At 69.2% G+C, this 25,535-nt stretch carries 18 protein-coding genes and 14 tRNA genes; 6 read left to right on the top strand and 26 right to left on the bottom strand.

Annotated elements, in window-relative coordinates; all coding sequences use genetic code 11:
• The 17 genes from ACFQ4H_RS00305 to ACFQ4H_RS00225 all read right to left on the bottom strand — a co-directional run bounded on the left by ACFQ4H_RS00305 (position 1) and on the right by ACFQ4H_RS00225 (position 5,602).
• Positions 1–77: transfer RNA gene (locus tag ACFQ4H_RS00305), tRNA-Pro, on the bottom strand.
• A 5-nt stretch (positions 78–82) separates the two neighbouring features.
• Positions 83–156 (bottom strand) — tRNA-Arg (locus tag ACFQ4H_RS00300).
• A gap of 107 nt (positions 157–263) precedes the next feature.
• Positions 264–336, bottom strand: a tRNA-Ala gene (locus ACFQ4H_RS00295).
• A gap of 14 nt (positions 337–350) precedes the next feature.
• Positions 351–425, bottom strand: a tRNA-Leu gene (locus tag ACFQ4H_RS00290).
• Positions 426–634: 209 nt separating this feature from the next.
• Positions 635–707 (bottom strand) — tRNA-Met (locus ACFQ4H_RS00285).
• A gap of 78 nt (positions 708–785) precedes the next feature.
• Positions 786–862: transfer RNA gene (locus tag ACFQ4H_RS00280), tRNA-Thr, on the bottom strand.
• Positions 863–868: 6 nt separating this feature from the next.
• Positions 869–939, bottom strand: a tRNA-Gln gene (locus ACFQ4H_RS00275).
• A 41-nt stretch (positions 940–980) separates the two neighbouring features.
• Positions 981–1,424 carry an HNH endonuclease gene (locus tag ACFQ4H_RS00270; protein WP_377565453.1) on the bottom strand — a complete coding sequence of 148 codons (444 nt, stop codon included), beginning with the start codon at positions 1,422–1,424 and terminating at the stop codon, positions 981–983.
• Positions 1,425–1,460: 36 nt separating this feature from the next.
• Positions 1,461–1,531: transfer RNA gene (locus ACFQ4H_RS00265), tRNA-Gly, on the bottom strand.
• 5 nt (positions 1,532–1,536) lie between these two features.
• A tRNA-Thr gene (locus tag ACFQ4H_RS00260) sits at positions 1,537–1,611 on the bottom strand.
• A gap of 2 nt (positions 1,612–1,613) precedes the next feature.
• A tRNA-Leu gene (locus ACFQ4H_RS00255) sits at positions 1,614–1,690 on the bottom strand.
• Between the two features lie 179 nt (positions 1,691–1,869).
• Positions 1,870–1,946 (bottom strand) — tRNA-Gln (locus ACFQ4H_RS00250).
• 5 nt (positions 1,947–1,951) lie between these two features.
• Positions 1,952–2,024, bottom strand: a tRNA-Glu gene (locus ACFQ4H_RS00245).
• Between the two features lie 138 nt (positions 2,025–2,162).
• A tRNA-Ala gene (locus tag ACFQ4H_RS00240) sits at positions 2,163–2,235 on the bottom strand.
• A gap of 124 nt (positions 2,236–2,359) precedes the next feature.
• Positions 2,360–2,432 (bottom strand) — tRNA-Trp (locus ACFQ4H_RS00235).
• A gap of 513 nt (positions 2,433–2,945) precedes the next feature.
• On the bottom strand, positions 2,946–4,151 hold the full coding sequence (locus tag ACFQ4H_RS00230) for a glycosyltransferase (RefSeq protein WP_377565450.1): 1,206 nt from the start codon (positions 4,149–4,151) through the stop codon (positions 2,946–2,948).
• Positions 4,136–5,602, bottom strand: a complete 1,467-nt coding sequence (locus tag ACFQ4H_RS00225; RefSeq protein ID WP_377565447.1) for a methyltransferase — start codon at positions 5,600–5,602, stop codon at positions 4,136–4,138. Before ACFQ4H_RS00225 ends, ACFQ4H_RS00230 begins: the two co-directional genes overlap by 16 nt.
• Positions 5,603–5,835: 233 nt before the next feature.
• On the opposite strand from ACFQ4H_RS00225, the gene ACFQ4H_RS00220 reads away from it, so the two are divergent.
• Both ACFQ4H_RS00220 and ACFQ4H_RS00215 read left to right on the top strand, forming a co-directional pair.
• On the top strand, positions 5,836–6,705 hold the full coding sequence (locus ACFQ4H_RS00220) for a TauD/TfdA dioxygenase family protein (protein ID WP_377565444.1): 870 nt from the start codon (positions 5,836–5,838) through the stop codon (positions 6,703–6,705).
• 27 nt (positions 6,706–6,732) lie between these two features.
• A complete protein-coding gene (locus ACFQ4H_RS00215) occupies positions 6,733–7,908 on the top strand; it encodes a glycosyltransferase (RefSeq protein ID WP_377565441.1) in 1,176 nt (391 codons plus the stop codon).
• 28 nt (positions 7,909–7,936) lie between these two features.
• Here the strand turns inward: ACFQ4H_RS00215 and ACFQ4H_RS00210 are convergent, their stop codons facing one another.
• The 5 genes from ACFQ4H_RS00210 to ACFQ4H_RS00190 all read right to left on the bottom strand — a co-directional run bounded on the left by ACFQ4H_RS00210 (position 7,937) and on the right by ACFQ4H_RS00190 (position 13,020).
• Positions 7,937–9,118, bottom strand: a complete 1,182-nt coding sequence (locus ACFQ4H_RS00210; RefSeq protein WP_377565438.1) for a cytochrome P450 — start codon at positions 9,116–9,118, stop codon at positions 7,937–7,939.
• Positions 9,119–9,223: 105 nt separating this feature from the next.
• On the bottom strand, positions 9,224–11,083 hold the full coding sequence (locus ACFQ4H_RS00205; RefSeq protein ID WP_377565435.1) for a serine hydrolase domain-containing protein: 1,860 nt from the start codon (positions 11,081–11,083) through the stop codon (positions 9,224–9,226).
• Between the two features lie 134 nt (positions 11,084–11,217).
• Complete coding sequence (locus ACFQ4H_RS00200) at positions 11,218–12,108, bottom strand: hypothetical protein (protein WP_377565432.1); 891 nt, start codon at positions 12,106–12,108, stop codon at positions 11,218–11,220.
• The gene (locus tag ACFQ4H_RS00195) at positions 12,108–12,422 is read right to left on the bottom strand and encodes a PadR family transcriptional regulator (protein WP_377565429.1); all 315 of its coding nucleotides are present in this window, start codon (positions 12,420–12,422) and stop codon (positions 12,108–12,110) included. The genes ACFQ4H_RS00200 and ACFQ4H_RS00195 overlap by 1 nt, the downstream gene beginning before the upstream one ends.
• A 127-nt stretch (positions 12,423–12,549) precedes the next feature.
• Entirely contained in the window at positions 12,550–13,020 is a 471-nt protein-coding gene (locus ACFQ4H_RS00190; protein WP_377565426.1) for a hemerythrin domain-containing protein, read from the bottom strand.
• A 251-nt stretch (positions 13,021–13,271) separates the two neighbouring features.
• Between ACFQ4H_RS00190 and ACFQ4H_RS00185 the strand changes: the two genes are divergently transcribed.
• The 4 genes from ACFQ4H_RS00185 (at position 13,272) to ACFQ4H_RS00170 (ending at position 20,275) form a co-directional block, all read left to right on the top strand.
• Positions 13,272–13,598 carry a hypothetical protein gene (locus tag ACFQ4H_RS00185; RefSeq protein WP_377565423.1) on the top strand — a complete coding sequence of 109 codons (327 nt, stop codon included), beginning with the start codon at positions 13,272–13,274 and terminating at the stop codon, positions 13,596–13,598.
• A gap of 10 nt (positions 13,599–13,608) precedes the next feature.
• The gene (locus ACFQ4H_RS00180; protein ID WP_377565420.1) at positions 13,609–17,220 is read left to right on the top strand and encodes a CHAT domain-containing protein; all 3,612 of its coding nucleotides are present in this window, start codon (positions 13,609–13,611) and stop codon (positions 17,218–17,220) included.
• A 141-nt stretch (positions 17,221–17,361) separates the two neighbouring features.
• Positions 17,362–18,576, top strand: a complete 1,215-nt coding sequence (locus ACFQ4H_RS00175; protein ID WP_377565417.1) for a globin domain-containing protein — start codon at positions 17,362–17,364, stop codon at positions 18,574–18,576.
• A gap of 379 nt (positions 18,577–18,955) precedes the next feature.
• On the top strand, positions 18,956–20,275 hold the full coding sequence (locus ACFQ4H_RS00170) for a YibE/F family protein (protein WP_377565414.1): 1,320 nt from the start codon (positions 18,956–18,958) through the stop codon (positions 20,273–20,275).
• Positions 20,276–20,371: 96 nt separating this feature from the next.
• Here ACFQ4H_RS00170 and ACFQ4H_RS00165 read toward each other — a convergent pair whose 3' ends face one another.
• From ACFQ4H_RS00165 to ACFQ4H_RS00150, 4 genes are read right to left on the bottom strand one after another with little or no spacing between them, the layout of a single operon-like run.
• Positions 20,372–21,295, bottom strand: a complete 924-nt coding sequence (locus ACFQ4H_RS00165; RefSeq protein ID WP_377565412.1) for a siderophore-interacting protein — start codon at positions 21,293–21,295, stop codon at positions 20,372–20,374.
• Between the two features lie 60 nt (positions 21,296–21,355).
• Complete coding sequence (locus ACFQ4H_RS00160) at positions 21,356–23,437, bottom strand: iron ABC transporter permease (protein WP_377565410.1); 2,082 nt, start codon at positions 23,435–23,437, stop codon at positions 21,356–21,358.
• Positions 23,438–23,460: 23 nt separating this feature from the next.
• Complete coding sequence (locus ACFQ4H_RS00155; protein ID WP_377565407.1) at positions 23,461–24,447, bottom strand: ABC transporter substrate-binding protein; 987 nt, start codon at positions 24,445–24,447, stop codon at positions 23,461–23,463.
• A 34-nt stretch (positions 24,448–24,481) separates the two neighbouring features.
• Positions 24,482–25,306 (bottom strand): ABC transporter ATP-binding protein, encoded by an 825-nt coding sequence (locus ACFQ4H_RS00150; protein WP_377565405.1) that lies wholly within the window; start codon positions 25,304–25,306, stop codon positions 24,482–24,484.
• Positions 25,307–25,535 lie beyond the last annotated feature (229 nt).

The raw sequence follows: 25,535 nt of genomic DNA, 5'->3' as shown, positions 1-25,535 counted from the left end.
TGGTCGGGATAGCCGGGTTCGAACCGGCGACCTCTGCACCCCCAGTGCAGCGCGCTCCCTGACTGCGCCATATCCCGATACGTGCCCCGAGCAGGATTCGAACCTGCGGCCTCCTGGTTCGTAGCCAGGCGCTCTATTCCACTGAGCTACCAGGGCGTGGTCCCGCCGGAAGGGGTCGAGGGACTCGAACCCCAGACCCTCCGGCTGACAACCGGATGCTCTTGCTGCTGGGCTACGCCAGCATCGGCCGATCTTGCGGCCAGTGGACTCGGCCGGTGTCGAACCGGCTGCCTCCGCTTTGCAAGAGCGGTGCTCTACCAGATGAGCTACGAGCCCGTGGTGCTGCTGCGTACCCGGCGAGGGAGTCGAACCCCCACCATTTCTGCTTCTAAGGCAGACGCCTCTACCAATTGGGCTAGCCGGGCATAGGAATGGATTGGGAATGAGAACGGCGATACTGCTGTGGTTGTGCCTTATGTTGATCCTGCTGAAAATCGCGGGGCAACCCGTCGCTACTATTACGCCCATGTCGATCAGGAACGTTAGCGAGCGGCGGCGAAGAAAGCCGAACATGTAAAGCGGAACATTACTTACGTCCGCTCGTTGGGCTACCCGGGCGAGTGGTGCTGTTACGTGCCGACGGCCGGTCTCGAACCGGCGACCTTCCGGTTATGAGCCGGATGCTCTACCTGCTGAGCTACGTCGGCCAGCGAGCCAGCGGGCGGTCTCGAACCGCCTACCTCGCCCTTACGAGGGCGTGCACCACCTGTCGTGCTGCGCTGGCTTGGAGCCGGTGGCGGGACTCGAACCCGCTAACCTCTCGATTACAAGTCGAGTGCACGGCCTGTCGTGCTTCACCGGCATTGCGCTCCCGGACAAGGATTCGAACCTCGATTTTCTGAGTCAGAGTCAGACGTCCTGCCGTTGGACGATCCGGGAAAGGGGCCGGCGGACCCCCGTGGATCCGCCGGCCCAGACGATCAGTGCTGCGCCAACGCGGCCCAGGTCGGGACCGACACGGCGAACCGCAGCGGCATCCCAGCCTCGACCGGCGTCCGGTCTCCCTTGGCCTGGTTACAGCCGTAGCAGGCGCTGATCGTGTTCTGCCATGTGTTCCGTCCGCCCCGGGAGCGGGGCAGGATGTGGTCGACGGTGGTCGCGGGCGCGGTGCAGTAGCCGCACTGGCGGTTGTCGCGGGCGAGGACCCCGGCCCGGGACCAGGCAGGGCCGTTGGTGTACCGCCATCTGGTGACGACGTACCGGACGAGTCGGACCACCCGCGGCATCGGGAAGACGCCGATGAGCCGGTCGGGTTCTGCCTCGTGGATTTCGGCGACTCGGCGGCACAGCATCCGGATCGCGTGTTTGACCGGGACCCGGTGTAGCGGCCCGAGGTCGGCGTTGACGACGAGTACGGCGTCCACCAGGTCCCTCCTTTCGTGGGGGTGTCGTTGGGTGAGAGCGGCTACGGGGAGTCGAACCCCGGTCTGCTGCATGGCAAGCAGCCGCACTGCCGTTGTGCTACAGCCGCATGACAACCGTCGCCCGGACTCGAACCGGGGGCCTCGGTCGTAACCAGGACCGCGCTCTGACCATCTGAGCCACGACGGTGGTGGTGCTTCGGGTGCGATTCGAACGCACACTGTGCGCGGTTTGAGCGCGCTGCCTCCTGCCGTTGGGCTACCGAAGCATGACCTGTTTCCGGGCCGGGACTTGAAGCCCCGCATCGTGGTCTCCCGATGTTCCGCACCGCAGTCGGGGCCAGCCCTACGCCGCGCGCTGGGTCGGGCCTCGTCTGCGGCACTCGCCCGGCGCGGGGTCAACCGGCCGGCACCGCTCTTGCCAGGTGAGCCAACGGAGAACAGGAAGCTCCGGGAGCAGGAATCGAACCTGCGTCTGTGCCGAGATCCAAAGTCTCGTTGGGCCTGCCAGCAGCCCATCCCGGAAGGTGTCGGCCGTACGGGGATCGAACCCGTGATCTCCTGGTTGAGAGCCAGGTGAGCGTTCCGCTGCTCCAACGGCCGGTCGGATCTGATGCTCGGTTGCGCTGCCATTCAGCCGAGAGGGTGAGCAGTGCAGGTGCGTTGCCTGCCTGCCGTTGCGGGGCGGTGACAGTCGCCGGCCGGGTGGTCAGCCCGACCTGTTCACGGCGCACCGCTGCGTGGACCTGGGGGGAGTCGAACCCCCGACTTCCGCCCTGCCGAGGCGGCGCTCTACCAACTGAGCTACAGGCCCGCTTGGTGGTCGACACCCCGGCCGGCGGCGTGGTGGTGCTGCCGCCGGCCCGGGTGTCGTCGTGTGTGCCATCCGCTGTGGAATTGAGAACCATCAAGGCCGCCGGCCGAAGTCGGGGCTTACGCATGGGCGGCAGGAGTTGAACCTGCGACATCCGGTTTTGGAGACCGGCGCTCTGGCCTCTGAGCTACGCCCACATGCAGTTGTCGGGTAATGAAAAAGCCGCCCGGTCCCTGTTGGGTGGGCGGCGGCTTCGCGGTTGGGTGCGTTAGCCGCGCCACCTGCCCAGCTTGTAGTTGTCGACGAAGGTTTCGGCTTTGGCCATGCTCATGGCGCACCATTGACCGAGCGATGTGGGTCGCTTCGGTGTGGTGGGCTGGATGTGCATCATGGCTGGTTGCTCCTTCGGTGCTGGTGTTGCCAATGACGGTAGGTGGTTGGTGGTGGCAGGGCAACGGGTTTATTTCCTACTACCCGGCGAACCTGGGGGCACTGTGGTCGGCGGTGCGCCCGGCTGGCCGTGTTGGGCAGTTCTGACGTGATTACCTATTGACGTTCGACAAGGTGTTGGCGGAAGGGAATCAGCGAGACAGGTCAGCGTGTCGGCGATTCCGGCCAGGTCGGGAAAGGCAGCGTCGGCCGCCATGCACCAGTTGGTCTAACATGCCTCACTCGACCGGTCGGCTGATGGTCACCGGCGGGATCCAGCGTCAATGCTGGCCGACCAGCCCGGCCAGGTCCTCGACGAGTTGTTCGAACCCCGGGCCGGTCAGCAGTTGGCGCTGCATGGCCCGTACCCGCCAGCGGTAGGCCGGCTCGACCAGCACCCGTTGGCAGGCATCGACGATTCCGGCCACGGTCAGCTCCTCGAGGTCCAGCCGTAGCCCGAGACCGAGTTCGGCGATCCGGTGGGCGTTGGCTGGCTGGTCGGCGACGGCCGGCAGCGCCACCATCGGTACCCCGGCCGTGACGGCCTCCCGGGTGGAGCTGAAGCCCGCGTGGGTGAAGAACAGATCGCAGGTGGCCAGGACGGTCCGCTGTGGGACGAACGGCGTCAGGTGTACGTTCTTCGGCGGGCTGCCGATCAGTTCGGCCAGTTCTGTACGGCCCCCCAGGGAAAGCACTGCCGTGCACCGCAGTTCACCCAATGCGGCCACTACGGCGGGCAGCACCTCGGCCATGCCGGGCAGGGAGAGCACCAGTGAGCCGAGGCTGGCCAGCACCAGTGGCCGGTCGTCGGGCAGTTCGGCGTACCACGGGTCCAGCGCCGGCTCGGCGGCGGACGCGGGCATCCGGTAGTAGCGCGCGGAGGCGGGCCGCAGCGACGGCGGGTACCACGTCTCGGGAAGGAGCCCGGCGCGTAGATGGCGATGCGGATGCCAGCCGTCGCCCGTCGGCGGCAGGTCCAGCGCCGCCCGCTGCTCGTCGAGGACGTCGACGACATGGGGTAGGTCCTCGGCGGCGAACGGGGCGATGTCCAGCGTCGCATGTGGAACGCCGAGTCGTTCCGCAGCGAGATAGCCGCCGTACTCTGCCGGCTCCCGGACGATCACATCCGGCCGCCAGTCTCGTGCCGCGTCCAACAGGTCAGCGGCGAAGCATCCGGCGATCGGTCCCGCGTACGCCCGGGCGATCTGCTGCCACACCGTTGGCTCGACGGTATGCCGACCGGGTGCCATCAACCGCTGGGGCAGGCCGAACCGCTCGGCCAGGCGAGGATCGGTACGCAGCTCGGTCTGGCCGGGCACGTGCGGCAGCGGCAGGTGCGCAACCCCGGCCCGGGCCAGTTCGTCGGCCATCGAAGCGGCGGTGGCGACCGCGACGTCGTGCCCGAGCGCCTGCGCGGTCCGAGCCAACGGCAGCAGGGCCGGTACGAGGTGCGAGTAGATGGGCTGGCTGGTCAGGAGGATGCGCACGGGCCGCCTGCCGTCGTGGCAGGTTCCACTTCGGTGGCTTCGGGAACGTCGTCGGACACCGGGGCGGCAACACACTCGATCAATGTGAGCCCGTCCCGGCCGCGGACCACCTGGGAGATGACGAGCCCGGCCCGTCCGGCCAGCGCCTCGAAGTCGGCCAGTCCCCGTTCCCGGCCACCGACCACGATCAACATTTGCAGGTCGAACGGTGACAGGTGCGGCACGTACGGCTCGGTGGGCAGCACCTCGACGATCAGGACACGCCCCCGGGCCCCGGCGGCTTCGGCGCACCGGCGCAGGATGGTGGTCGCGTCCCGGTCGTTCCAGTCGGTGAGTGCCCGGGACACCACGTACACGTCCCCGCCGGTGGGCAGTGGCCCGAAGAAGTCCCCGGCGACGGTTTCCGCCCGATCAGCCAGGCCGATGGCGGCGATGCGGTCCGCAGCGGCCCGCGCCGCGCTGGGCCGGTCGACCAGGGTGCCGAGCAGGTGGGGATGGCTGTGCAGCAACTGGGTCAGCAGGGCACCACTGCCGCCACCGACGTCGTAGACCCGGGTGACCCCGCTCCAGTCGTACAGGTCGGCGACCTGCGGGGCGGTCAGGTGCTGCTGGGTCATCATGAGTTCGTCGAAGTACCGCCGGTAGCCGGGCTCGGCGTCCAGTTCGGCCCAGAAGGTACGGCCGTGCACGGTCGCGTAGGCCGGCTCCCCGGTCCGTACGGAGTGGAGCAGCCCCTGGTAGGCCAGGTCCATCCGGGCGCCCAGACCGTCCAGGTCCAGCCAGGCGCGCTGTCCGGCAGGCCCCTGCTCACACAGCAGTCGTCCGATCTCGGTCAGTGCGAAGACGTCGCTGGCCGGTTCGGTGAGCACCTGCCGATGGACCAGGTAGCGCAGGAGCCGGCCGAGTGCGTCGCGGTCGGCGTCACAGGCGTCGGCGATCGCAGTCAGCTCGGTGACGCCCTTGTCGATCAGGTCGGGTACGCGCAACGTGGCCAGCACCCGTACGGCGGACGGGGTGGCCAGGTCGGTGAGCTGCCCGAGCTGACCGATGGCACCGGCCGTGGCGTCGTTGCCGGTCGGCTCGGCGGGCTGTGTCACGAACGTCCAGTGGTATCCGCCGGGATCGGCGACGGTGAAGCCCCGGTCGCCGGGGGCCCGGCTGTCGGTCAGCGCCTCGACGACTGTGGCACCGGCGTCGAGCGCGCGCCGATGGACCAGGTCCAGCTCGGTGGTGGTCAGCTGGATCCGTGCCGGTGGTACGGAGGTGTCGGCAGGGTTGCGCTGTTCCAGCACGACCCGCAGCCCGGCCAGCTCCGTCTCGGCGTGGGTAACCTGGCCCGCGGTGCCGCGCCGGGCCCGTTCCTGGAACCCGAACGCCCGCGTCAGCCAGTCCGATGCGCTCTGGACGTCGTCGTAGTACAGGCAGAGTGTGATCACGGCGACCCCGCTCATCGGCCCGGATTACTCCAATGCGCTCAGTGCGGTGGCTCCGAGCGCGATCGATGTTGCCAGCGTGTCCGGGACACGTCAACAGCTCCAGGTACATCGAAAATCCTCGTTCAGGGCGCTGGTCGGACCCGCCCCGGCTCTGGAATACTTCCGAAGCCAAGTGCCCTGGTGCGTGGCCGCCAAGTTGCGGTTTGACCAGGACCTTCGTTGAGGATTCGCCGAGAGCGGGGGAGAAGATGTCGGTTCCCGCCACCACCCGGTTCGAGGTCAGGCCGGTGTCCGGGGCGCTCGGTGCGGAGGTGCACGGTGTCGACCTGGCGAACCTGTCCGACGAGGACTTCGCCGAGCTGCACCGCCTGCTCCTGGAGCATCTGGTCATCTTCATCGCCGGTCAGCAGGGCCTGCCGCCCGGGGCGCACGTCGCGTTCGGCCGCCGGTTCGGTGAGGTGGAGCTGCATCCGTACCTGCCCCGACTCGACGGTCACCCGGAGATCGTGATCATCGACTCCGAGAACGGCGGGAAGGTGGACGTCTGGCACACCGACATGACCTTCCACGCCAGCCCGCCGATCGCGTCGATCCTTCAGCTAGTCGACTGCCCGAGCACCGGTGGCGACACCATGTGGACCAACCAGTACCTGGTCTACGAGCAGCTCTCCGCGCCGATGCGGGACCTGCTCGACGGGCTGACCGCCGTGCACGTGATCCGGATCGGCGACGAGTTCAGCAGCCGGGCCGAGCATCCCGTCGTCCGGGTGCACCCCGGGACCGGCCGTCGCAGCCTGTACGTCAATCGTCTGTTCACCTCACACGTGCCGCAGTTGAGCCGCAACGAGAGCGACGCGTTGCTGGACTACCTGTTCGACTTCTCGGAACAGCCGCAGTTCATGTGCCGCTACCGGTGGCGTCCCGGTGACGTGGCGGTCTGGGACAACCGGGTCACCCAGCACTATGCGGTCAACGACTACACCGAACGCCGTCGGGGACAGCGGGTGACCGTACTGGGGGACGTGCCGACCGGTGACCCGCCCCGTTGGGAGCACTACCAGGCCGCCCCGGGCCAGCGTTACTGGCCGACCCGGGTCAACGCCGTTGAACCGTACTGACCTGCTGGCGATCGGTGGGGCCTGGCCGTGGCGCTCGTCCTGATGGTGATCCACGGTACGGATGGCGACGTCCTGCCGTTCGTACGCGTCGGCCGGGCGCTGCGGGCCCGGGGACACGACGTGACGGTGCTCAGCCACGAGTACTACCGACCGGTGGTGGACGCCGCCGGCATCGGGTTCGTGCCGATCGACACGATCAGTGAGTACGAGTACTACCTCGCCGACGCGGGTGACCAGGCCGACGCGACCGAGATCGGGGAGTTCCGCCACCACTTCGACCGTACCGGCCTCTTCGCCCAGCTGCGCTTCGAGTGCCGGGAGCTGCTGCGCCGGCACCGGCCCGGACACACGGTGCTGGTCGGGGCACCGATCTCCGGTCAGTCGGCGCTGATCGCAGCCGAGGCGACGGGCGCGCCGCTGGTCTGCCTGGCGCACTCTCCGTTCCAGTTCCAGGCCCTGTCCCGGGTGGGCTGGCTCTACGGTGAGGTGCTGGCCGACCGGATCGACGCCGCCCGCGCCGAGGTCGGGTTGGCGGGGGTTCGGGACTGGCCAGGTTGGATGTGGTCGGCCGACCGGTACGTCGGCCTGTGGCCGGACTGGTTCGACCGGGCTGGAACACCGGCACCGGCCGGTGTCCAGTTGGCCGGCTTCGTGCTGGCCGACGACGGTCAGCACGAGGAACACGCGGTGCCGCCGGAGGCGGCCGAGTTGCTGGCCGGCGCCGTACCCCCGCTGCTGATCACCGGCGGTACGGGCCGACTCCTGCACCGGGAGTTCTACCGCACCGCCGTCGAGGCGGTCCGGTTGCTCGACCGGCCCGCGCTGCTGGCCGTACGGCACCGGGAACTGGTGCCCGATCCACTCCCGCCCAACGTACGTTGGTTTCCGAGGTTGCCGTTTCCTGCCGTGGCTCCCCGGGTGGCGGCGGTGGTTCACCACGGCGGCATCGGTACGCTCGCCCGAGCCCTGACCAGCAACACCGGCCAGGTCATCCTGGCCAGCGGGTTGGACCGTCCGGACAACGCCGGGCGGGTCGCCCGTCATGGTGCCGCGAACTGGCTGCCCGAGGAGCGCTGGACACCGCGTGAGGTGGCCGACGCCATCCGGGCCACGCTCGCCGCGCCCCGGCCCGCCCACGACGCCGGGCCGGACGGCACCGAAGGCGCGGCCGACGCCATCGAGGCGACGTTACCCGCCGGCTGAATCAGGGACGGCGGGGCTGCCGGCCGGCTCACCAGGTGACCGGGAACTCCGCGATCCCGCAGTTGATCCGTTCGTGTCGCCAGGGCAACTCGTCCATCCCGACAGCCGGGGCCAGGTTCGGGAAGCGGCGCAGCAGGGTGCCGATCGCGATCTCCATCTGCAACCGGCCCAGCGCCGCACCCAGGCAGAAGTGTGGACCGTACCCGAAGGTGAGGTGGGGGTTGCCGGGGGACCTTCCCACGTCGAAGGTGTCCGGGTCGGGGAAGGCACCGGGGTGCCGGTTGGCCGCCCAGGGCACCGCCATCACCGCGTCGCCGGCCCTGATCCGTACGCCGTCGAGCGTCAGGTCCTCCAGCGCGGTCTGTACCAGGAACATCGGGCTGACCGACGTATGGCGCAGGATCTCCTCGACCGCCCTCGGCAGCAGGTCGGGTTCTGCCCGCAGGCGGGCGAGCTGCTCCGGATGCTGGAACAGTGCCCGTATCCCCGCGCTGGTGGAGTTGATCTCCCGGCCGCCGATCAGGACGCCGACCGCCAGGCCAACGATCTCCTCGTCGCTGAGTTCGTCGTCGGCCTGGGCGGCCAGCCACGCGGACAGGAGGTCCTCGCCGGGGGAGGCCCGCTTGACCGACAGTTGCGCGAACAGGTAGGCCCGCAGTTCCGCCGACGAGCGGGCGGCCTCCGGTGATCCGTACGCGGTGAGCGAGTTGATGTCCGCGACCCAGGCGTTGAACCGCTCCCGGTCATCCGCCGGTACGCCGAGCACCTCACATACCACCAGCGCGGGTAGCGGTGCCACCAGAGCGCTGATCAGGTCGCCCGGCTGTCCACCGGCCACCATCGCGTCGAGCAACCCGTCGGTGATCTGCTGCACCCGTGGCCGGTACGCCTCGATCCGCCGGGCGGTGAACGCGCGTGCGGCAAGGCGGCGCAGGGAGGTGTGCGCCGGCCCGTTCATGCCGAGTTCGCGAACCCGTGGTGCCACCGGGCACTGCCCAGCGGTGGTGTCGGCACCGGTGTGCCGGGTCAGGCGGGGATCGGCCAGCGCCGTGCACACCTCGTCGTAGCCCACCACCAGCCACACCGGACGGCCGTCGGGCAGTTGGACCCGACTCACCGGTTCGTCCCGCACCATCGCCAGCAGCTCCGCCGGCAGCTCACCCCGGAAGGCCTCGAAAGGGTACGTCCGTAGCTTCTCGTCCGCGGTCATCAGATCCCTGCCTCCGGTGGCTTACCGAGCCGGCCCGCTGCGCCCGGCGACGCTTCAGGGTGGAGATCGCATCGTATAAATTCATCGCCTTCAGCGGAACCGTCGTCACCCCCAGCCGTAGGTCGACCTGATCGCGGCGACGATCTCGCTCACCAACTCGGACCGGTCTCCGTTGACCATGACGGCATAGCCGGTGCCCCGCTCGGGGTAGCCGCCGAACTCACTCTTGAAGCCGTAGTTGGAGCCGTTGTGGCCGTACCAGAAACTGGTCGTGCCCACGCCGGACAGGGCGAATCCCCGACCCCGGCCGGGGGTGGGGCCGGTGCTCAGCATGGTCCGGATCGAGGAGCGGTTCAGTGGCCCGGTGATGTCACCCGCTGCGGACCAGCCCCGGTTGAGATAGCTCACCAGTCGGCACAGGTCGCGCACGGTGGTGTAGAGCCCGGCGGCGGCCGACTCCGGATAGCGGTTGCGCCGGCCGGCGATCACCGCGCCGGTGCTGCCGTGTCCCGAGGCCAACTCGAACGCCGGGGCCAGCGCGTACGAGCTGGTCGTCATGCCCAGCGGACCGAAGATCTCGTTCTGCATGTACTGGGTCAGTGACAACCCGGTGCGTTGCTCGATCATCCGTTGCAGCAACACGAATCCCGCGCCCGAGTAGTGGTATTCCGTTCCCGGGGTGGTGGTCAGCTCGATCTTCGGCGAGTTGCCCTGGCCGTTCATCACCTCCAGCAGCGTGGGCACCGTCGCGTTGGGGCCGTACCCGGCGAATCCGCCTCCGGTGTTGGCATCGAAACCGGTGCAGACGTTCGCCGGTGAGGTGGAACCCCGACCGATCACGCCGGCCCGGTGTGCCAGCACCCGGTCGATGCTCGGTGTCGCCGTGGTCGATACGCATGCCCGCTGGTCCAGTTGCCAGTCGAGGGTGGTACGGATGTCGGTGGAGAGCGGGAGATCGGGCCGGGTCTGGGACAGTCGCATCACGCCCAGCGCGGCGACCGCCTTGCTGATCGAGGCGGCCTGGAAGGCGCTTTCCGGATGTGCCGCACCCGACCCGCCCGCCTCCAGCCACCCGTACCCGGTGGACCAGGCGATCTGGTTGTCGAGGACCACCGCGACCACCGCGCCCGGTGCCTTCCAGGCCGCCATCCGTTGCCAGATGCCCTGGCCGCCGACGGAGTTCTCGAACTGACGGATCCGGTTGACCGGCAGCGTCGGTGCCGGTCCGCGTGAGCACAGCGACCAGCCGTTGTTCTGCGGGGCGAAGGCGAGATTGTGCAGCTGCCAGCCCTCGGCGGTGAAGCTGCCCATCTGCTGGACACACTCACCGTCGATGTTGCGTGCCCGGAACTCGTCCTGAGCGACGACGGCCCAACCACCGGTGTACGGGAAAGCCACCCGGGTGATCCGCCGCCCGCCCTGGTTCAGGTTCCGCATGGTCTGGTAGCACTCGTCGTCGATGCCCCGGGCGAAGGTGCCGGTGGTCCCGACGATCACCCAGCGGTTGCCGCCGGCCGGCGGGAACGCGACGTCGACGACCTGTTGCCCGGCGGCGTAGAACTCCAGGATCCTCTGGTGGCACTCGTCCGGGATACCCTGCGCCAGTACCCCGCTGTCTCCCGTGATCACCCACCGGTTTCCACCCTCGGGTGGGAAGGCTACACAGTGGACCTTCATTCCGTCGGTGATGGCCTGGCCCAGCGCGGTGAAACACTCGTCCGGGATGCCCCGGGCCTGATAGCTGCCGGTCTGGGTGACCATCACCCACCCGTTGGACGGGGTGAAGGAGAACGCGCTGATGCCCTGTGCGGCCAGTTGGCCCATCACCGTGTGCGCCTCGTCGGGCACCCGCCGGTTGAAGTACCGTGCGCCTGCCGCGGCTGCCGGTGCGGCCAGGGCCGAGGCGGACAGGCCTGCCCCCACTGTGGTGCCGCCGGCCAGGGTGAGGAAACGTCGCCGGTCCATCGTGTTGCTACTCCCCGATCTGGATGGTCGAAACCTGATCGATTGTGCCCGGTTCCGGCCTGGGCGTGGCATGGGGACCTGTGGGCGATAAGAATGGTCTCGGGCTGGCGGGAGTGACTGCACCTCGGTCCCGGTCACCGGAGCAGCTGTCGATCTCGACTCCGACTTCGTGCGGCAGCGGTGACCAGTGCGAATACGTAGACGGTGCAGACGGTGAGCAGCGCCGGCAGGAACTTGACCGCATCGGCGAGCTGTAGGTAGCCGTTGTCGACCAGGCCGGGGTCGACCCCGGAGAGGGAGCTGAGATACCAGTACAACGCGTACTGGCGTGGGGCCCGGATCGGCTCGACGGCGCTGACGACGTAGGTGATGGTGGTCAGGGTGAGCAGCGCGAGTCCACCGGCGGTAGCGGTGAGGAGAGCCGTGGCGGTCCGTCCCCGTCCGGCCAGGACACGAAGCAGTGGACCGAGCGCGGCCACCCCGGCACACCAGCAGAGCACGGCCAGGATCGACGAGTTGCGGTCCTCGCCGAGGACGATGCCCGCACCGGGCAGGCCTGTGATGAGGAGCAGTCCTACGGTCAGCGTCGCCGGTGCCGCCAACCATGCGGCGGAGACCGCGCCGTTACGGCCGACACGTCGCCCGAGCCACCAGGCCAGCAGACCGACCGGTACGACCGCAGAGCTGTGGACCACGGGTGCGGCCCGCGCGGTGTCGACACCGAGGGCGACCATCATGTTCAGCACCGGCCCCACCGCCATCATCAGCGTCACCAGCGCGACCGTGCAGATCGGCGGCACCAGCAGGAGTTTCCCCAGGGTACGGGCACTGGTGCGGGCCCGTGCCAGGCTCATCGATTCCCTCGCCCGGGTGATCCGGTCAATCAGTGCGCACCACGCCACGTCCGCGAGGTCGCGTACCGGGGTGGGCGAATCCGTCAGCAGTTCGCGGATCTCCTCGCCGTAGCGATCGCGGATCGCGTGCGGATAGAGGATCAGCACGCGGTCGACCAGCCAGCGGCGCATCAGGCCACCGCCAGCCGGCGGAGCCCGGTGTTGGCGACCGCCCGCATCCGCTCGAGTTCCAGGGTGAGCGCGGCACGGCCGGAGTCGGTCAACTGGTAGGGCTTACGGCGATCCTGGGTTGCCAGTGCCTCGATGTAGCCGCGCTCCTCCAGCCGCCGGATCGCGCCGTAGAGCGTGCCCGGTCCCGGGCGCTCGCCGGTGAGCCCGGCGATGTCGTCCTGCATGGCATAGCCATGCTTCGGTCCGTCGGCAAGGCTGACCAGGATGAGTACGGCAGGTTCGGAGAACCTGCCTAGATCGGATAGCCCGGACATGGCCGCCACCTCACGTCTACTACGTTCCGCGTAGCATCGCAGTACGTAGTAGACGTGGTCAAGTCGGTGTGGTTCCCGGCTCGGGTTCAATGGAGATGAGCGGTGCCGATCGATGTGTGCGGGACGGTCACAGAGGTCCCAGCACGGCGCCGGGGTCCGCGTCCAGCGCCAGTGTCTCCAGCACGGCCAGGAGTTGGCGTTCCTTGTAGCTGAAGTGCGACTCCATGATCGCCTCCAGGCCCTCCAGGTGTCGATCCAGGACAGTGGGTGGAGCGGCCCGGGCCACGGCAGCCTGCAGCCCGGCCAGTAGGTGCGCGATCATCGAGTGGTCCTGCCGCAGGTAGTGCAGAGTCTCACGCAGCTCGGGATGTTGCTCGGCGATCGCCGGGAACAGGTCACGGTCCTCGCCCTGATGGTGGGCGGTCAGGGCGGTGCAGAACCCGTGACAGAACAGCAGTAGATCCCTTGTCGCTGGCTCCGCCGGCTCACCGGCGGCGAGGGCGTGCCGGGTTACGGCCAATGCTTCGCGGAGTCTTTCATGGACGTCGCGCAGCTCTCGGCTCCAGGCCACCAGCCTGCTCTTCTCGCCCTCACGCATAGGTGGAGGGCGAAGGTACGACGAACATCATCGTCGTATTCCCTTCGGTCCGACGCCTCCATGCCTGGCACGGTCTGCCACCGGCACGCGACGCTGCGGTGACGCTACCACGGAGCGTGCCGGTACCCGTGTTCGGGATCGAGCACGAGTCAGGTTCTCGGTTCCGGCGGTCATCGACTCGATCCCGCGACCGGGTGAGGATTGCCAGCCTCATCTATCGTTCGGTCCGGACGAGATCCCGGGGGTGGTACATGGACATGATCGTCGCCATCGACGACGAGTTCGGCCTGACTGCGACGGAGTTCGCACATCAGTGGAACATGAGCGGTGACCACTCGGCGGTAGCGGTAGCCCGACCCCTCTCCGAACCGGCCGACCGGTTCGACCCGGGCGAGATGGTGGGGACGGTGCTGGTCGTCCTGGGCACGCTGGCCTCGGGCGTCGGTGGCAACGCCGTCTACGACCTGTTGAAACGGCTGCTGACCCGGCGGGCGAAGGGACGCGAGATCTACTACCGCAGGACCGAGCGACCGGACGGTGCGACCGTGGTCGAGTTCCGGCTGACCGAATCGGACTGAGGCGGGTCCGGTGGCCGAGCTGTTCGTTACCTTCGACGGGTCGGAACGGCTCACCCTCTCCATCGGATCCCGGGACGCCAGCGCGGAGTTCCGCGATCCGTTCACCGAAACCCGGGTGGAGGAACTTCGCTGGCTGTTGGAGGACTGTCCGCCGTTGCCCTTCGGGCCTCAGCGGCAGCGCTACCAGGCTGCGTTGGCTGACGCGGCGGAACTCGGACATGAGCTGTACCGGGCGCTGACCACGACCGCCGAGACCATGGACCTCTTCGGGAGCTTCGCCGGTGCGGCCGACGAGAACCGGTCCGTGCACCTGATCTCCGAGGAGCCGGAACCGCTGGCGATTCCCTGGGAACTGCTCCGAGTACCGGGCACCGACGTGTATCCGCTGGCCTCGGCCCGGGAACTCACCCGGTGCCTGGGCCCGGCGGACCGGCACAGGGCCGACGAGGAGACCGTTCCCGTGTGGGACGGCCCACTCCGGGTGCTCCTGGTGTCGCCACGGCCGTACGGTGCGCAGGACGTCCGGTCCCGGACGATCCGTGGACCGATGTTGACGGTCGCGGCGCAAGCACCCGAGACGCTACGTCTGGACCTGCTGCATCCACCCACGATGGACCGGCTCCGGGAGGTCCTGACCACGCAGGGGGACTACTCGATCGTCCACTTCGACGGACACGGGTTCTTTCGCCCTGGCGCGGTCTCTGCGAAGTTGGCCAGTGGCCTGGTCCTCGAGCGGGCCGACGGCCGGCCCGACCTGGTCGCAGCCGCCGACTTCGCGGCTGCCGTAGCGGTCGACCGCATTCCGGTCGTCGTACTCAACGCGTGCCGATCCGCGCACCGTTCGACCGATCCCAGTGTGCGTACCGTTGCGTCAGCACTGCTGGCGGGCGGGATCCCCGAGGTGCTGGCCATGACGCACAACGTCCCGGCCATGGTCGCCTCCCGGTTCATGTCGGCGTTCTACCGGTCCGTCGGGCGGCGCGAGACCCCGGCCCGGGCGGCCTCCGCGGGGCGCCGGGCAGTGCTGGACCTGGTACGACAGCCGTCGACCAGACTCGGCCTGACCCGACCGTTCCAGGTAATGCCCGTGCTCTACCGCCAGGATGCACGTTCGGCACCGATCGTCGACGCTCCGTCATCGGCTGATGGCCCGCCACCGGCCCACGCCCCTGCACCGGGCCCCGTTGCGACCCCGGTCGCCGTACCGGCCCCGAAGCACGAATCCGACGACGAATTCGACGACCTCGACATGGTGATGTACCGGGACGACGAGGTCACCCACCTCGACCGGCAGCTCATGTCGGCAGTGCCGGTAGTCGTCCATGCCCCGGTGGGCGGCGGGAAGAGCACGTTTCTGCGGTCGTACGCCCGGTATGTCGAGCTTACCCACCTCTTTGATCAGGTCGAGTTGGTGTGCGCGCGGCAGGACGGCACCACAGCCGAGCAACTTCTCGACGCGGCCCGGCTGGCCGCGCGGACGTACCCCGGGTGCCGGGTGCTGCACGTCTGGGATGGCATGGACGACCTCGTACCGTCCTGCGCGGAGGCGCTGGCGCTACTACCGGCGGGGCATCGGGTGGTCATCGGGCTACGGCACGACACGCTGAGCGTCGAACACCATTCGTATCCACTGGCGGACATCCCGCCCGAGGTCACCGGCATGTTCCTGCGTCGTGCAGTGTTCGACCGGGTTGGTGAACAGGACCTCCGGACGTTGAGCGAGCCGCTGCTGCGCTGGCTGATCCGCTGTATCGGCTGGCACGGCGCCACGCTTCAGGCCGTCACCCGCGCGCTCGGGTCGGTGCCGGTGGAACAGCTCTGCCACCGGCTCGAGTTCGGGGTCGCCGACGGTCCCGACGATCCGCTGTCCGACCCGGCGATCGAGCAGTGCCTCGAAGCGCTTCCTCCGACCAGCCTGCGGGCGCTGTCCCTGCTCGGGCTGCACGGCAGGGTGGTCCTTCCTCGACTGCTCACCGTGCTGACCGACCGGGGCCTCGAAGGGGACCCGTTCACCCGGGCCACCGGTGCGGTGGTGACGGTCGACGAATGGTGTGACCTGCTGGCCGAGGCCTGCGGCCTCGGCCTGGCCCGGCAGATCACCGACGATCCCGACGTGGGCTTCGAGGTTCCCCCGTTGGTCCGGTACGCGTTGCGCGGCAGACTGGCCACCTGGTTCTCCGCCGATGCCGTGGCGGCCCTCAGCCAGGGAGTCAGCGCGGCGGCGGCGACGCTGACAGCTGGCACTTCTGCCCGGCGCGCCGCTGCCGACCGTCCAGCCAACCCGTACGCCGACCGGATCGGGCGGGACCTGACCCTCAACCTGCTCGAGTCGGCCATGTGGCTGTCGGTGTGGCACGCCCTGCGCACCGGAGCGTACGGCCTGGCCCGAACAGTGGCGGAGGCGTTCGCCGACGAGCCGGTCGGTTCGTTCGGCTGGACGAGGGCGCGGAGCCTGCTGGGCGACATCTACCACCTTGCCTACGCCGAGCACGCGACCAGGCCCGGCGCGGATGCCTTCTTCAACCGGCTCGACGCGATCCTCGGACACGCCGCGATGGTGCGCACCGACTGGTCCACCGCGAAGTTGCACATCGACCGGCTGCTACAGGACGACGGCACGCCCTTCGTGCGGCAGCAGGTCGTGATGCTACGCCTGCACCTGGTGACGATCATGGTAGAGCTCGGCGCTCCGGCAGAGGCGGTCGGCGCACTCCGCGCAGCGGTGGCGGACGCAATGGCCAACGGCTCGGCTGAGGAACTGACCGCCTGTCGGGTCTCGTTGGCGCGGCTGGTCGATGCGCTGGCGCTCAGCCGATCGCAGGCCGAGGCGCTGGCCATGGAGGTCGGACTGCCACCCGTCGACCAGCCGACCCCGGCGCGGAGCTGGGACGCAGCCTCGACCGAAGAGCTGATCTCGCAGCTTCGCGTCGCGGATCTGCGTGGCGACTTCGAGTCGTCCGTCAACCTCCGCCGTTATCTGGGCGCCCGGGCACGTCGCGGCGGCGATCTGGCCGGTGCACGGGAGTGGCTGACCTCGGCGTTGAACGTGGAGCAGAGCGAGGGCCGGCTCAGCCGGACGAGTCTCGCCGCGACCGCGCACGAGCTGGCGATGGTGGAGGAGGAGTCGGGAAACCTCGACGACGCGGCGCACTGGTGCGCGTACGTGATCGAATCCGCTCCGCAGCCGTCCCGCCTGTACGCGGACGCACACCACGAGTTGGGCATCGTCGAGCTGCACCGGGGGCGGTTCCCCGAGTCGACGACCGCCTTCGAGACCGCCCTCGGCTACTACCGGTCCCGGTCGATGCCCATCTACGCCGCGGAAACCGCCTTTCTCGTCGCGTACGTGCTCAAGGAGTCGGGTGCGGTGGAGGAGGCGCTGCGGCGGTGTGCGGAGTTGCTCGACGAGTTCCTCGCCGCCGAGTCGTGGAGCAACGTCGTACGGGTGAACCTGTTCATGGCACAGACGAACGCGGAACGGGGTGACCCGGGCCGCGCCAGGGCACAGGTGGCGGCGGCCCGCGAGGCGCTGCCCGGGGTGGATCCGGCGGAACGGTCGGCGATGAGCGAGGTCCTGGACCAGATCATGACGCAGGTCACACCAGGGCCTGACCTGGGGTGAGGTGGAGCGGGCCAGGTCGGGCCGGGTGACCCGTAATGCCCGGCTGGGGGTCCCTTATACCCGGGACCTTCGGCCCTAAAGAGGCGCCAAATACGCCCTTTCTATGGGTGGTGGTCAGTCCTGATCCAAAAGGAGTAACTCGTGCTCACGGCGACTTCCGCTGCCATCGTCACCGCCACCCTGCCCCTGCTCAAGGCACATGGAGAGGAGGTGACCGGCCGGTTCTACCAGCGGATGTTCGAGGAGAACCCGGAGTTGCTGAACCTGTTCAACCGGAGCAACCAGGCCACCGGGCAGCAACGTCAGGCACTGGCCGCGTCCGTCGTCGCGTACGCCGAGCACCTCATCGGCAACACCGAAGCGCCGTGGAACGCGATCCTCGATCGCATCGCGCACAAGCATGCCTCGCTGGGGATCACCCCCGCCCAGTACACGATCGTGGGACGCAACCTGATCGCGGCCGTCGGCGAGGTGCTCGGCGAGGCGGTGACCCCGGAGATCGCCGCAGCCTGGGACGAGACGTACTGGCTGATGGCCTGTGAGCTGGTTGCCCGCGAGGCGCGGCTCTACCACACGGTCGGGGTCGGCCAGGAGATCGACGTCTGGCGTCAGTGGCGGGTGACCGGGCGGACCGTGGAGACCGACGACGTGGTCTCGTTCACCCTGGAACCGGTCGACGGCAGCCCGGTCCCGTCGTTCACCCCCGGACAGTACGTCTCGGTCGCTGTCGATCTCGATGAGAATGACCAGCAGATCCGGCAGTACAGCCTGTCCGGTCGACCGGGTGCCCCGCAGTGGCAGATCACCGTCAAGCGGGAACGCGGCACCGCCGACAGCCCGGACGGTGTGGTCTCGACCTTCCTGCACGAACGTATCGCCGTTGGTGACACACTACGGCTCAGCCCCGCCTTCGGTGAGGTCAGCGCGGTCGCCGGTGACGGCCCGCTGCTGCTGGTCAGTGCCGGGATCGGTCTCACCCCGGCGATGTCCGCGCTCGAATACGTCGCCGAGAGCACCCCGGACCGGCCGGTGGTCCTGGCCCACGCGGACCGGAGCGAGGCACACCATGCCCTGCGTCAGAACCTGTCCCGGCTGGTGGATCAGCTGCCGAACCTGCGGGTCAGCCTCTGGTACGAGGAGGTCAGTTCCGACTTCTGGCTGCCGGCGGCGCAGGTCAAGGCCGGCTGGATCGACCCGGAACTCATTCCACTGGAGTCGGCCTCGGAGGTGGACGTCCACCTGTGCGGGCCACTGCCGTTCATGAACCTGGTACGGGGCAATCTGCTCACGCGTGGCGTACCGACGGAGCGGATCGGTTACGAGGTGTTCGGTCCCGGAATGCTTCGTTCTGCCTGACGGCTCCACGGCGGAGGGCCGGGCGAACCTCGCCCGGCCCTCCGCCGTACGTCGGCCCACCGCCACGTGCCGGGTCAGCCGAGCACCGGGTCAGCCCAGTGCCAGGCGCACGCCCAGCCCGATGTCGACGGTCAACTGGATCACGGTGGGATGGCCCTGCGGTGGCTACGAGGAGTGGTCGCTGGCAGAGCCGGCGGTTGTCGGCTAGGGTGACCGTCGCGAAGGGGAGTAGCTCCCAACGTTGTGGTCGACACACTGATGCGGTCCGCATCCGGCCCCACGGCCTCCGTTGCATCGAGGCGAGCGAGACCTTCGGCTTGGCTGTCACGCCGGGTCGAGGTCGCCTTGCGCACCGGCCCGGCCCGAACGGGAGGGTCGCATGGCTCATAGCCACCAGCATCAGCTGAACGACAGCAGGTCAGGGCGTCGACTGACCATCGCCCTGCTGATTCCGGCCATCGCCGCGACGGTGATCGGAATGCTGGCGCTGTGGCCCAGCAGTACGCCTGACGCGCCGGCAGCCGGGCAGCCGGTCCGGGTACTCGGTGAAGTCACCGCCGTTTCGGTCGCCGTATGTCCCGAGGGCCCGACCCCCGAAGACCCACAGACCCCGGAAGCCGGTACGGCCACGACATGTGGCACGGCAACGGTCAAACTGACCGACGGCCCCGACACCGGCGCAACCGTGACAGCGGACCTACCCTTCGGGCCGGGGGCGATCGACGTCACGGTCGGCGACGAGATCGTGCTGCTCAAGCTGATGGACGACCAATTGGCCACCCAGTCTTACTCGATCATGGACCATCAGCGTTCCACCCCGCTCTGGCTGCTCGGCCTGGCGTTTGCCGTCGCTGTCATCGCCTTCGGCCGGTGGCGTGGTCTGACCGCTCTCGCGGGACTCGGTCTGACCTTCGTCGTGCTGCTGCTGTTCATCGTGCCCGCCATCCTCGACGGGCAACCACCGCTACTCGTTGCCATCGTGGGTGCCGCCGCGATCATGCTGACGGTGCTGTATCTGACCCACGGCTTCAACCTGACCACCACCATCGCCGTTGCCGGCACCCTGGCCGCCATCACGCTGACCGCCGTGCTCTCGGCGGTCGCGACCGCCGTCACGCATCTTTCCGGCGTCGCCGACGAGACCTCCAACTACCTGACCATCACCCAAGGTGACGTCGACATGCGTGGACTGCTGCTGGCCGGCATCGTCATCGGTGCCCTCGGCGTGCTCGACGACGTAACGGTCACCCAGTCGGTAACGGTCGCCGAGTTGTCCGTGGCGAACCCGGCGTACGGCTTCAAGGCCCTCTACCGCTCCGCCACCCGGATCGGTCGTGCACACATCGCATCGGTCATCAACACCATCGTTCTTGCGTACGCCGGCGCGTCCCTGCCGATGATGCTCCTGTTCGCCACCGGTGGTACCCCCGTCGGTGAGCTGCTGACCGGCGAACTGATCGCCCAGGAAGTGGTCAGAAGCGTCGTCGGCACCATCGGCCTCATCTGCGCCGTGCCCATCACCACCGCGCTGGCCGCAGCCCTGGCCAGCCGAAACCGGAAGCCGGCAGCTGACCCATCCGCCACCAGGACCGCTGTCGCCGCCCAACCCGTCGGTCCGAGCATCCACCCACGCCCGGCCACTGATCCCTGGGCGGCCTTCGTCGAGGGTCGCGGCGAGGACGATCGCCGCCACTGGTGACAGGCGGCCGATCCGATCGATCCGCCGCATCCGTCGTCGGTGACTGCCGGTCCGGCAAGACCGTCCTGTCATGTCCCACCGGCCGGGTCTGCCGTTTCAGGCTTCGGCGCGGCCCAGCCGCCAGTAGCCCATGAAGGCCACGGCACTGCGGTCGAGGCCGCGTTCGGCGACCAGGTGTCGACGTAGGCCACGAATGACGCCTGCCTCGCCGGCCAGCCACGCGTAGAGCGGTGCGGGGGTTGGCCGGGTCGGCACCTCCCACAGGATCTCCCGGTCCACGTCCACGTCACTCAACGGTTCGGATCCGGTGATCCGGGGCAGGGAGACGTCGGTCCGGCCGACCGGCAGCAACTGGGCGGCGAGCCCGGTCACGGCGGGTGCCAGGCGGCTGCCGTACCGCTCGCCGGTCCTGGCCAGCCAGGTCACGGTCATTCCCGACGGGACGGTCACCACCAGCTCGTCCTCCGGATCGGGTACCTCGATCACCGCGTGACCCCGTGCCCCGGTGGGTAGCCGTTCCAGGATGGCGCAGATGGCGGGCGCCGCGGTCTCGTCTCCGGCCAGCAGCAGCGTTCCGCCCTTCGGCGGCTGGAACTCGATACCCCCGTGCGCGCCCGGATAGCCCGCGTCCGGTCCGACCAGGGCCAGCCGGTCACCGGGCCGGGCCCGGCGTGCCCACCGGGTCGCCGGGCCGCCGTCACCGTGTAGGACGAGGTCGACGTCGACCTCCTGTAGTTGCTGGCGGACCGCCCGGACGGTGTACGTGCGGATCGGGCAGCGCCGGTCCTCCGGAAGGTCCCGCCACTGCTGGTACCAGTCGGGGCCCGGCGGTAGCTCCGCCACCGCCTCCCCGGTCAGTGGCAGGGCCAGTTTGATGCGCTGGTCGTATCCGTTGTCGGCGAACCGGTCCAGGTCCCCTCCGGTGAAGGTCACGCGCAGGAACGACGGGCTGAGCCGCCGCAGCGTGCGTACCTCGACGCTGAAGACGCGCCACGGCGCGACGGGCAGGGTGCTCGTCATGACTGCCTTCCTTCTCGGACATCGCTCGTGCGGCGCAGATGCCGTACGGCCAGATGGATCTCATCGGGGTCCGGTCGTGCCGTTGCGCGAGCGCCACAGCAGCCAGACGAAGTACGGGGTGCCGATCATGGCGGTGACCAGACCGGCGGGGACCTGGGCGGGAGCGATGACTGTGCGGCCGAGGGTGTCGGCGAGGCTGACCAGTGCCGCACCGAGCAGGATCGCGACCGGCAGCACCCGGCCGTGCCGGCCACCGACGAGGGCCCGCGCGGCGTGCGGTGCGACCAGGCCGACGAAGCCGATCACGCCAACCGCGGAGACCGCGGTCGAGGTGAGCAACGCCGCCACGCCCAGGGCGATCAGCCGGGTACGTTCCAGCCGGACCCCGAGCACGCGGGGCGTGTCGTCGTCCAGGGACAGCAGGTCGAGGTCGCGGCGGACCGCGATCACCGCCGGGATGCTGAGCAGCAGGGCGATCAGCACCGGGAGGACCTGTGGGGCGGTACGACCGTAGGTGGAGCCGGAGAGCCAGGTCAGGGCCTTTGCGGTGTTCCACGGGTCGGAGGTGACGATGATGAAGGTGATGACCGCCGTGCCGCCCTGCCACACCGCGAAGCCGATGAGTACGAGGCGGTCGGAACTCAGCCCCCCGGATCGGGCAATCCCGTAGACGAGGGCGAACGCCACGACCGCACCGAGGGCGGCGGCACCGGAGATGGCGGCCACCCCGGCCAGCGGGACGAAGGTCAGCAGGGAGACCGCGCCGATCCCGGCGCCGGCGGTGATGCCGAGGATGCCTGGTTCGGCCAGTGGGTTGCGGCAGACCGCCTGCACGATGGTGCCGGCGACCGCGAGCGCCGCACCGGCCAGCAGGGCCGCCGCGACTCGCGGCCACCGCTGTTCCAGGACGAAGGTGTACGCCGGTCCGGTGCGGCCCTGGACCCAGTTCACGATGTCACCGAGCAGGACCCAGGTGTCCCCGGCAAGCATGCCGAGCACCACCGCCACGCCGGTCACCACCGCGCAGACGGTGACCACGCTGAGGTGGAAGCTCCGGGACCGGACGGCGGCGTGCGCACCCGGGGGTTGTCGGGTCGGCCCGGCGTCCCGGTGCCGGCGGGCCAGCCACACCATCAGCGCGGCGCCGAAGAGGGTGGTGAAGACACCGGTGGGCACTTCCACCCCGGCCTGTCCGCCGAGTACGACGCGGAGCAGGACATCGGAGCCGAGCACGATGGCCACCCCGACGAGGCCGGACATCGGCAGCAGGATCCGGTGCCGGTGCACGCCGGGGACCATCCGGCCGAGCAGCCGGACGATGACCGGGGCGCAGAGGCCGACGAACGCGACCGGTCCGGCCAGGGTCACCGCGGCGGCGGCCAGCAGGACGGCCAGCAGGGTGACCACGAGCCGGGTACGGCGGACGTCCAGCCCGAGCACGGTGGCGGTGTCGTCGCCGAGGGCGAGGATGTCCAGCCGGTGTCCGAGGGTCACGAGTAGTACGGCAGCGATGCCGATGACCGGGGCGAGTTGGGTGAAGGCGGTCAGGTCGGTCTGCACGAGGGAGCCGTTGCCCCAGGCGAAGAGGCCGATGGTGGCCTGTTCGAAGAGGAGTAGCAGCAGCATGGTAAGCGAGTTGAGGGCCAGTGCGGTGGCCGAGCCGGCGAGGATCAGTCGGGTCGTCGCGGCCTGCCCCCCGGCGGACAGCGCCATCACCAGACCTGCCGCAAGGAGCCCGCCGCAGAAGGCGAGCGCACCGGAGGAGAGCACCGGCAACGCGATCCCGAACGCCGCCACGACGACGATCGCCAGGTGTGCTCCCGCGTTGATCGCGAGGGTGTCCGGTGCGGCGAGTGGGTTACGGGCCACCGACTGGAGCGCGGCTCCGGCGAAGCCCAGCGCGATGCCGACCGCCAACCCGGCCAGCAGTCGCGGGATGCGGGCGGCGACCAGCACCCGGGCGGCCTCGTCGTCACCGCCGGTGATCAGGTGCAGCAGGTCGCGGGCACCGACCGAGGAGGTGCCCTGGGTGAGGTGCACCAACATGATCACTACGAGGAGCGCGCCGACGAGGACGAAGGCACCGACGACCCGGGGGCGGGAGCGTGGCTCGGGTGAGGCCGGCTCGGTTGCCGGCCCCACCCGAGGGGATGTGCTTGGCTGACTCAACCCGCGTAGACCTTCACGAACTGGTCGATGTACTGCTTGGCGGAGAGCGGACCGCCGAAGGTCCAGATGCCGTCGGGCATCCGGTGCAGCTTCTTCTGCTGCACGAACGGCAGGGACTTCCAGATCGCGTTCTTCGCCAACCCATCGGCGAACACGTCCTCCCCGTCCGAGGCGTTGTAGAAGAAGTGCAGATCCTGGCTCTTGAGGACGGTCAGCCCCTCGACGTCGGTCTGCCCCAGTCCCCACTCCTTGTCGGTTTCACCGGTCCAGGCGTTCTTCAGGCCGAGTTGGATACCGAGCTGCGAGACCAGCGATCCCTGGCCGAACGTCCGGATCGAGATCGTGCTGCCCTGTTTCCAGCCGTCGGCGATGACGAACTGCTGGCCGGCGGCACCGGCGTCAGCGATCTTCTTCTTTCCCTCGGCGATGGCGGCGTCGAAGTCGGCGAAGAGCTTCTGGGCCTCGGCGGTCCTGCCGGTCGCTGTGGCGATCATGTTGACGTCGGACCGCATCCGGCCGATGTTGTCGGCGGCGTCGCTGCCCTTGGCGACCAGCACCGGGACGAACTTCTCCAACTGGGGGATCAGCGCGGCACTCGAGTCGTTCTCCATCACCACGAGGTCCGGCTGCAACGCGACGATCGAGTCGACGCTCGCCTCACCCCGGGTGCCGACGTCCTTGACGCTGGGGTCGAGCGGGGCGGCGGTGACCCAGGTGGCGTACCCCTTGGTGTCGGCGACGCCGACCGGCATGACGCCGAGGCCGACCAGAATCTCGACCTCGCCCCATTCCAGCCCCACGACCCTGGTGGCCGGGGCCTTGAGCGTGACGGCCTTGCCCCGGGCATCGGTGACGGTGACCGGGCCACCGGTCGTGGTATCCGGACTGGCCTGACCAGTGGCCGGGGTCTCGGTGGTGCCGCAGGCGCTGAGCAGCAGCGCCGCGGCGGCAGCGACCAGGGCGGTCGCGCGGATACGCTTCATCGGTTTCTTCTCTGTTCGGGGATTGGTTGAGGGATCAGGCGAGGGCCCGACTCGTGTGCCGCCCGACGGGACGGGTGGAGAGCAGCCCGGTCAGCGGGTCGACGGTCACCTCGATACGGATTCCGTAGGTCTCGGTGAGGACGTCCTCGGTGAGCACGTCCGAGGGCCGGCCGGTTGCCCGGACGCGTCCTGCGGACAGGAGAACCACCTCGTCGGCGACGGCGGCGGCCTGGTTGAGGTCGTGCAGGACGACTCCGACGGCGATGTCGTCGTTGTCGGCGAGTTCCCGCATCAGGTCGAGGATCTCGACCTGGTAGCGCAGGTCGAGGAAGGTGGTCGGTTCGTCGAGCAGCAGGACGGCGGTGTCCTGGGCCAGGCAGGTGGCCAGCCACACCCGCTGCAACTCGCCGCCGGAGAGTTCGCCGACCGGTCGGTCCGCCATGGCGGTGACGCCGGTGACCGTCATGGCCCGGTCGATGACGGCCGGGCCGTTGGGGTCGTCGGCCCGCCACCGCCCCCGGTAGGGGTGTCGTCCGTAGCCCACCACGTCCCGTACCGTGACCCCGCTCGGCGTGGGGCGGCTCTGGGCCAGCAGGGTGACCCGGCGGGCGAACTCCCGCGCGGTCAAGGTACGTGCCGGGGTGCCATCGGAGAGCAGGACCTCGCCCCGCTCCAACGGATGCAGCCGAGCCAACCCCCGTAGCAGCGTCGACTTGCCGCTGCCGTTCGGCCCGATCAGTGCCGTAACCGCGCCGGGGCGCAGGGTGATCGCAGCGTCCCGTACCACGGTTGCGCCGTGGTAGCCGAGGCGCAGATCAACACCCCGAAGCCCGTCGGTACGACTATTCCCATCAGTCACGGAGGTTAGGCTAACCTAACTGAGTTGCCTGCTGTCAAGGTGTGCCGGGACTGCCGGGAGCCTGGTCGCCGCAGGTGCCGACGGGCATCCACGTCCGGACCCGCCGAGCGAGCGGCCACTACATCCGGTGCCGAGTCGTAGTACGTCGCGGCCGTCCACGGTGTACGTCCGGGCGCGGGTGGGTGGTTACCTGCCGCCGAATGGCGTTCGGGCAGGGGTTTAAGTTAGC

Source organism: Micromonospora sonneratiae (assembly GCF_042679305.1).
Taxonomy (GTDB): domain Bacteria; phylum Actinomycetota; class Actinomycetes; order Mycobacteriales; family Micromonosporaceae; genus Micromonospora_H; species Micromonospora_H sonneratiae.
The sequence above is the reverse complement of the archived record's forward strand: the minus strand, read 5'-3'. Positions and strand labels throughout refer to the sequence as shown.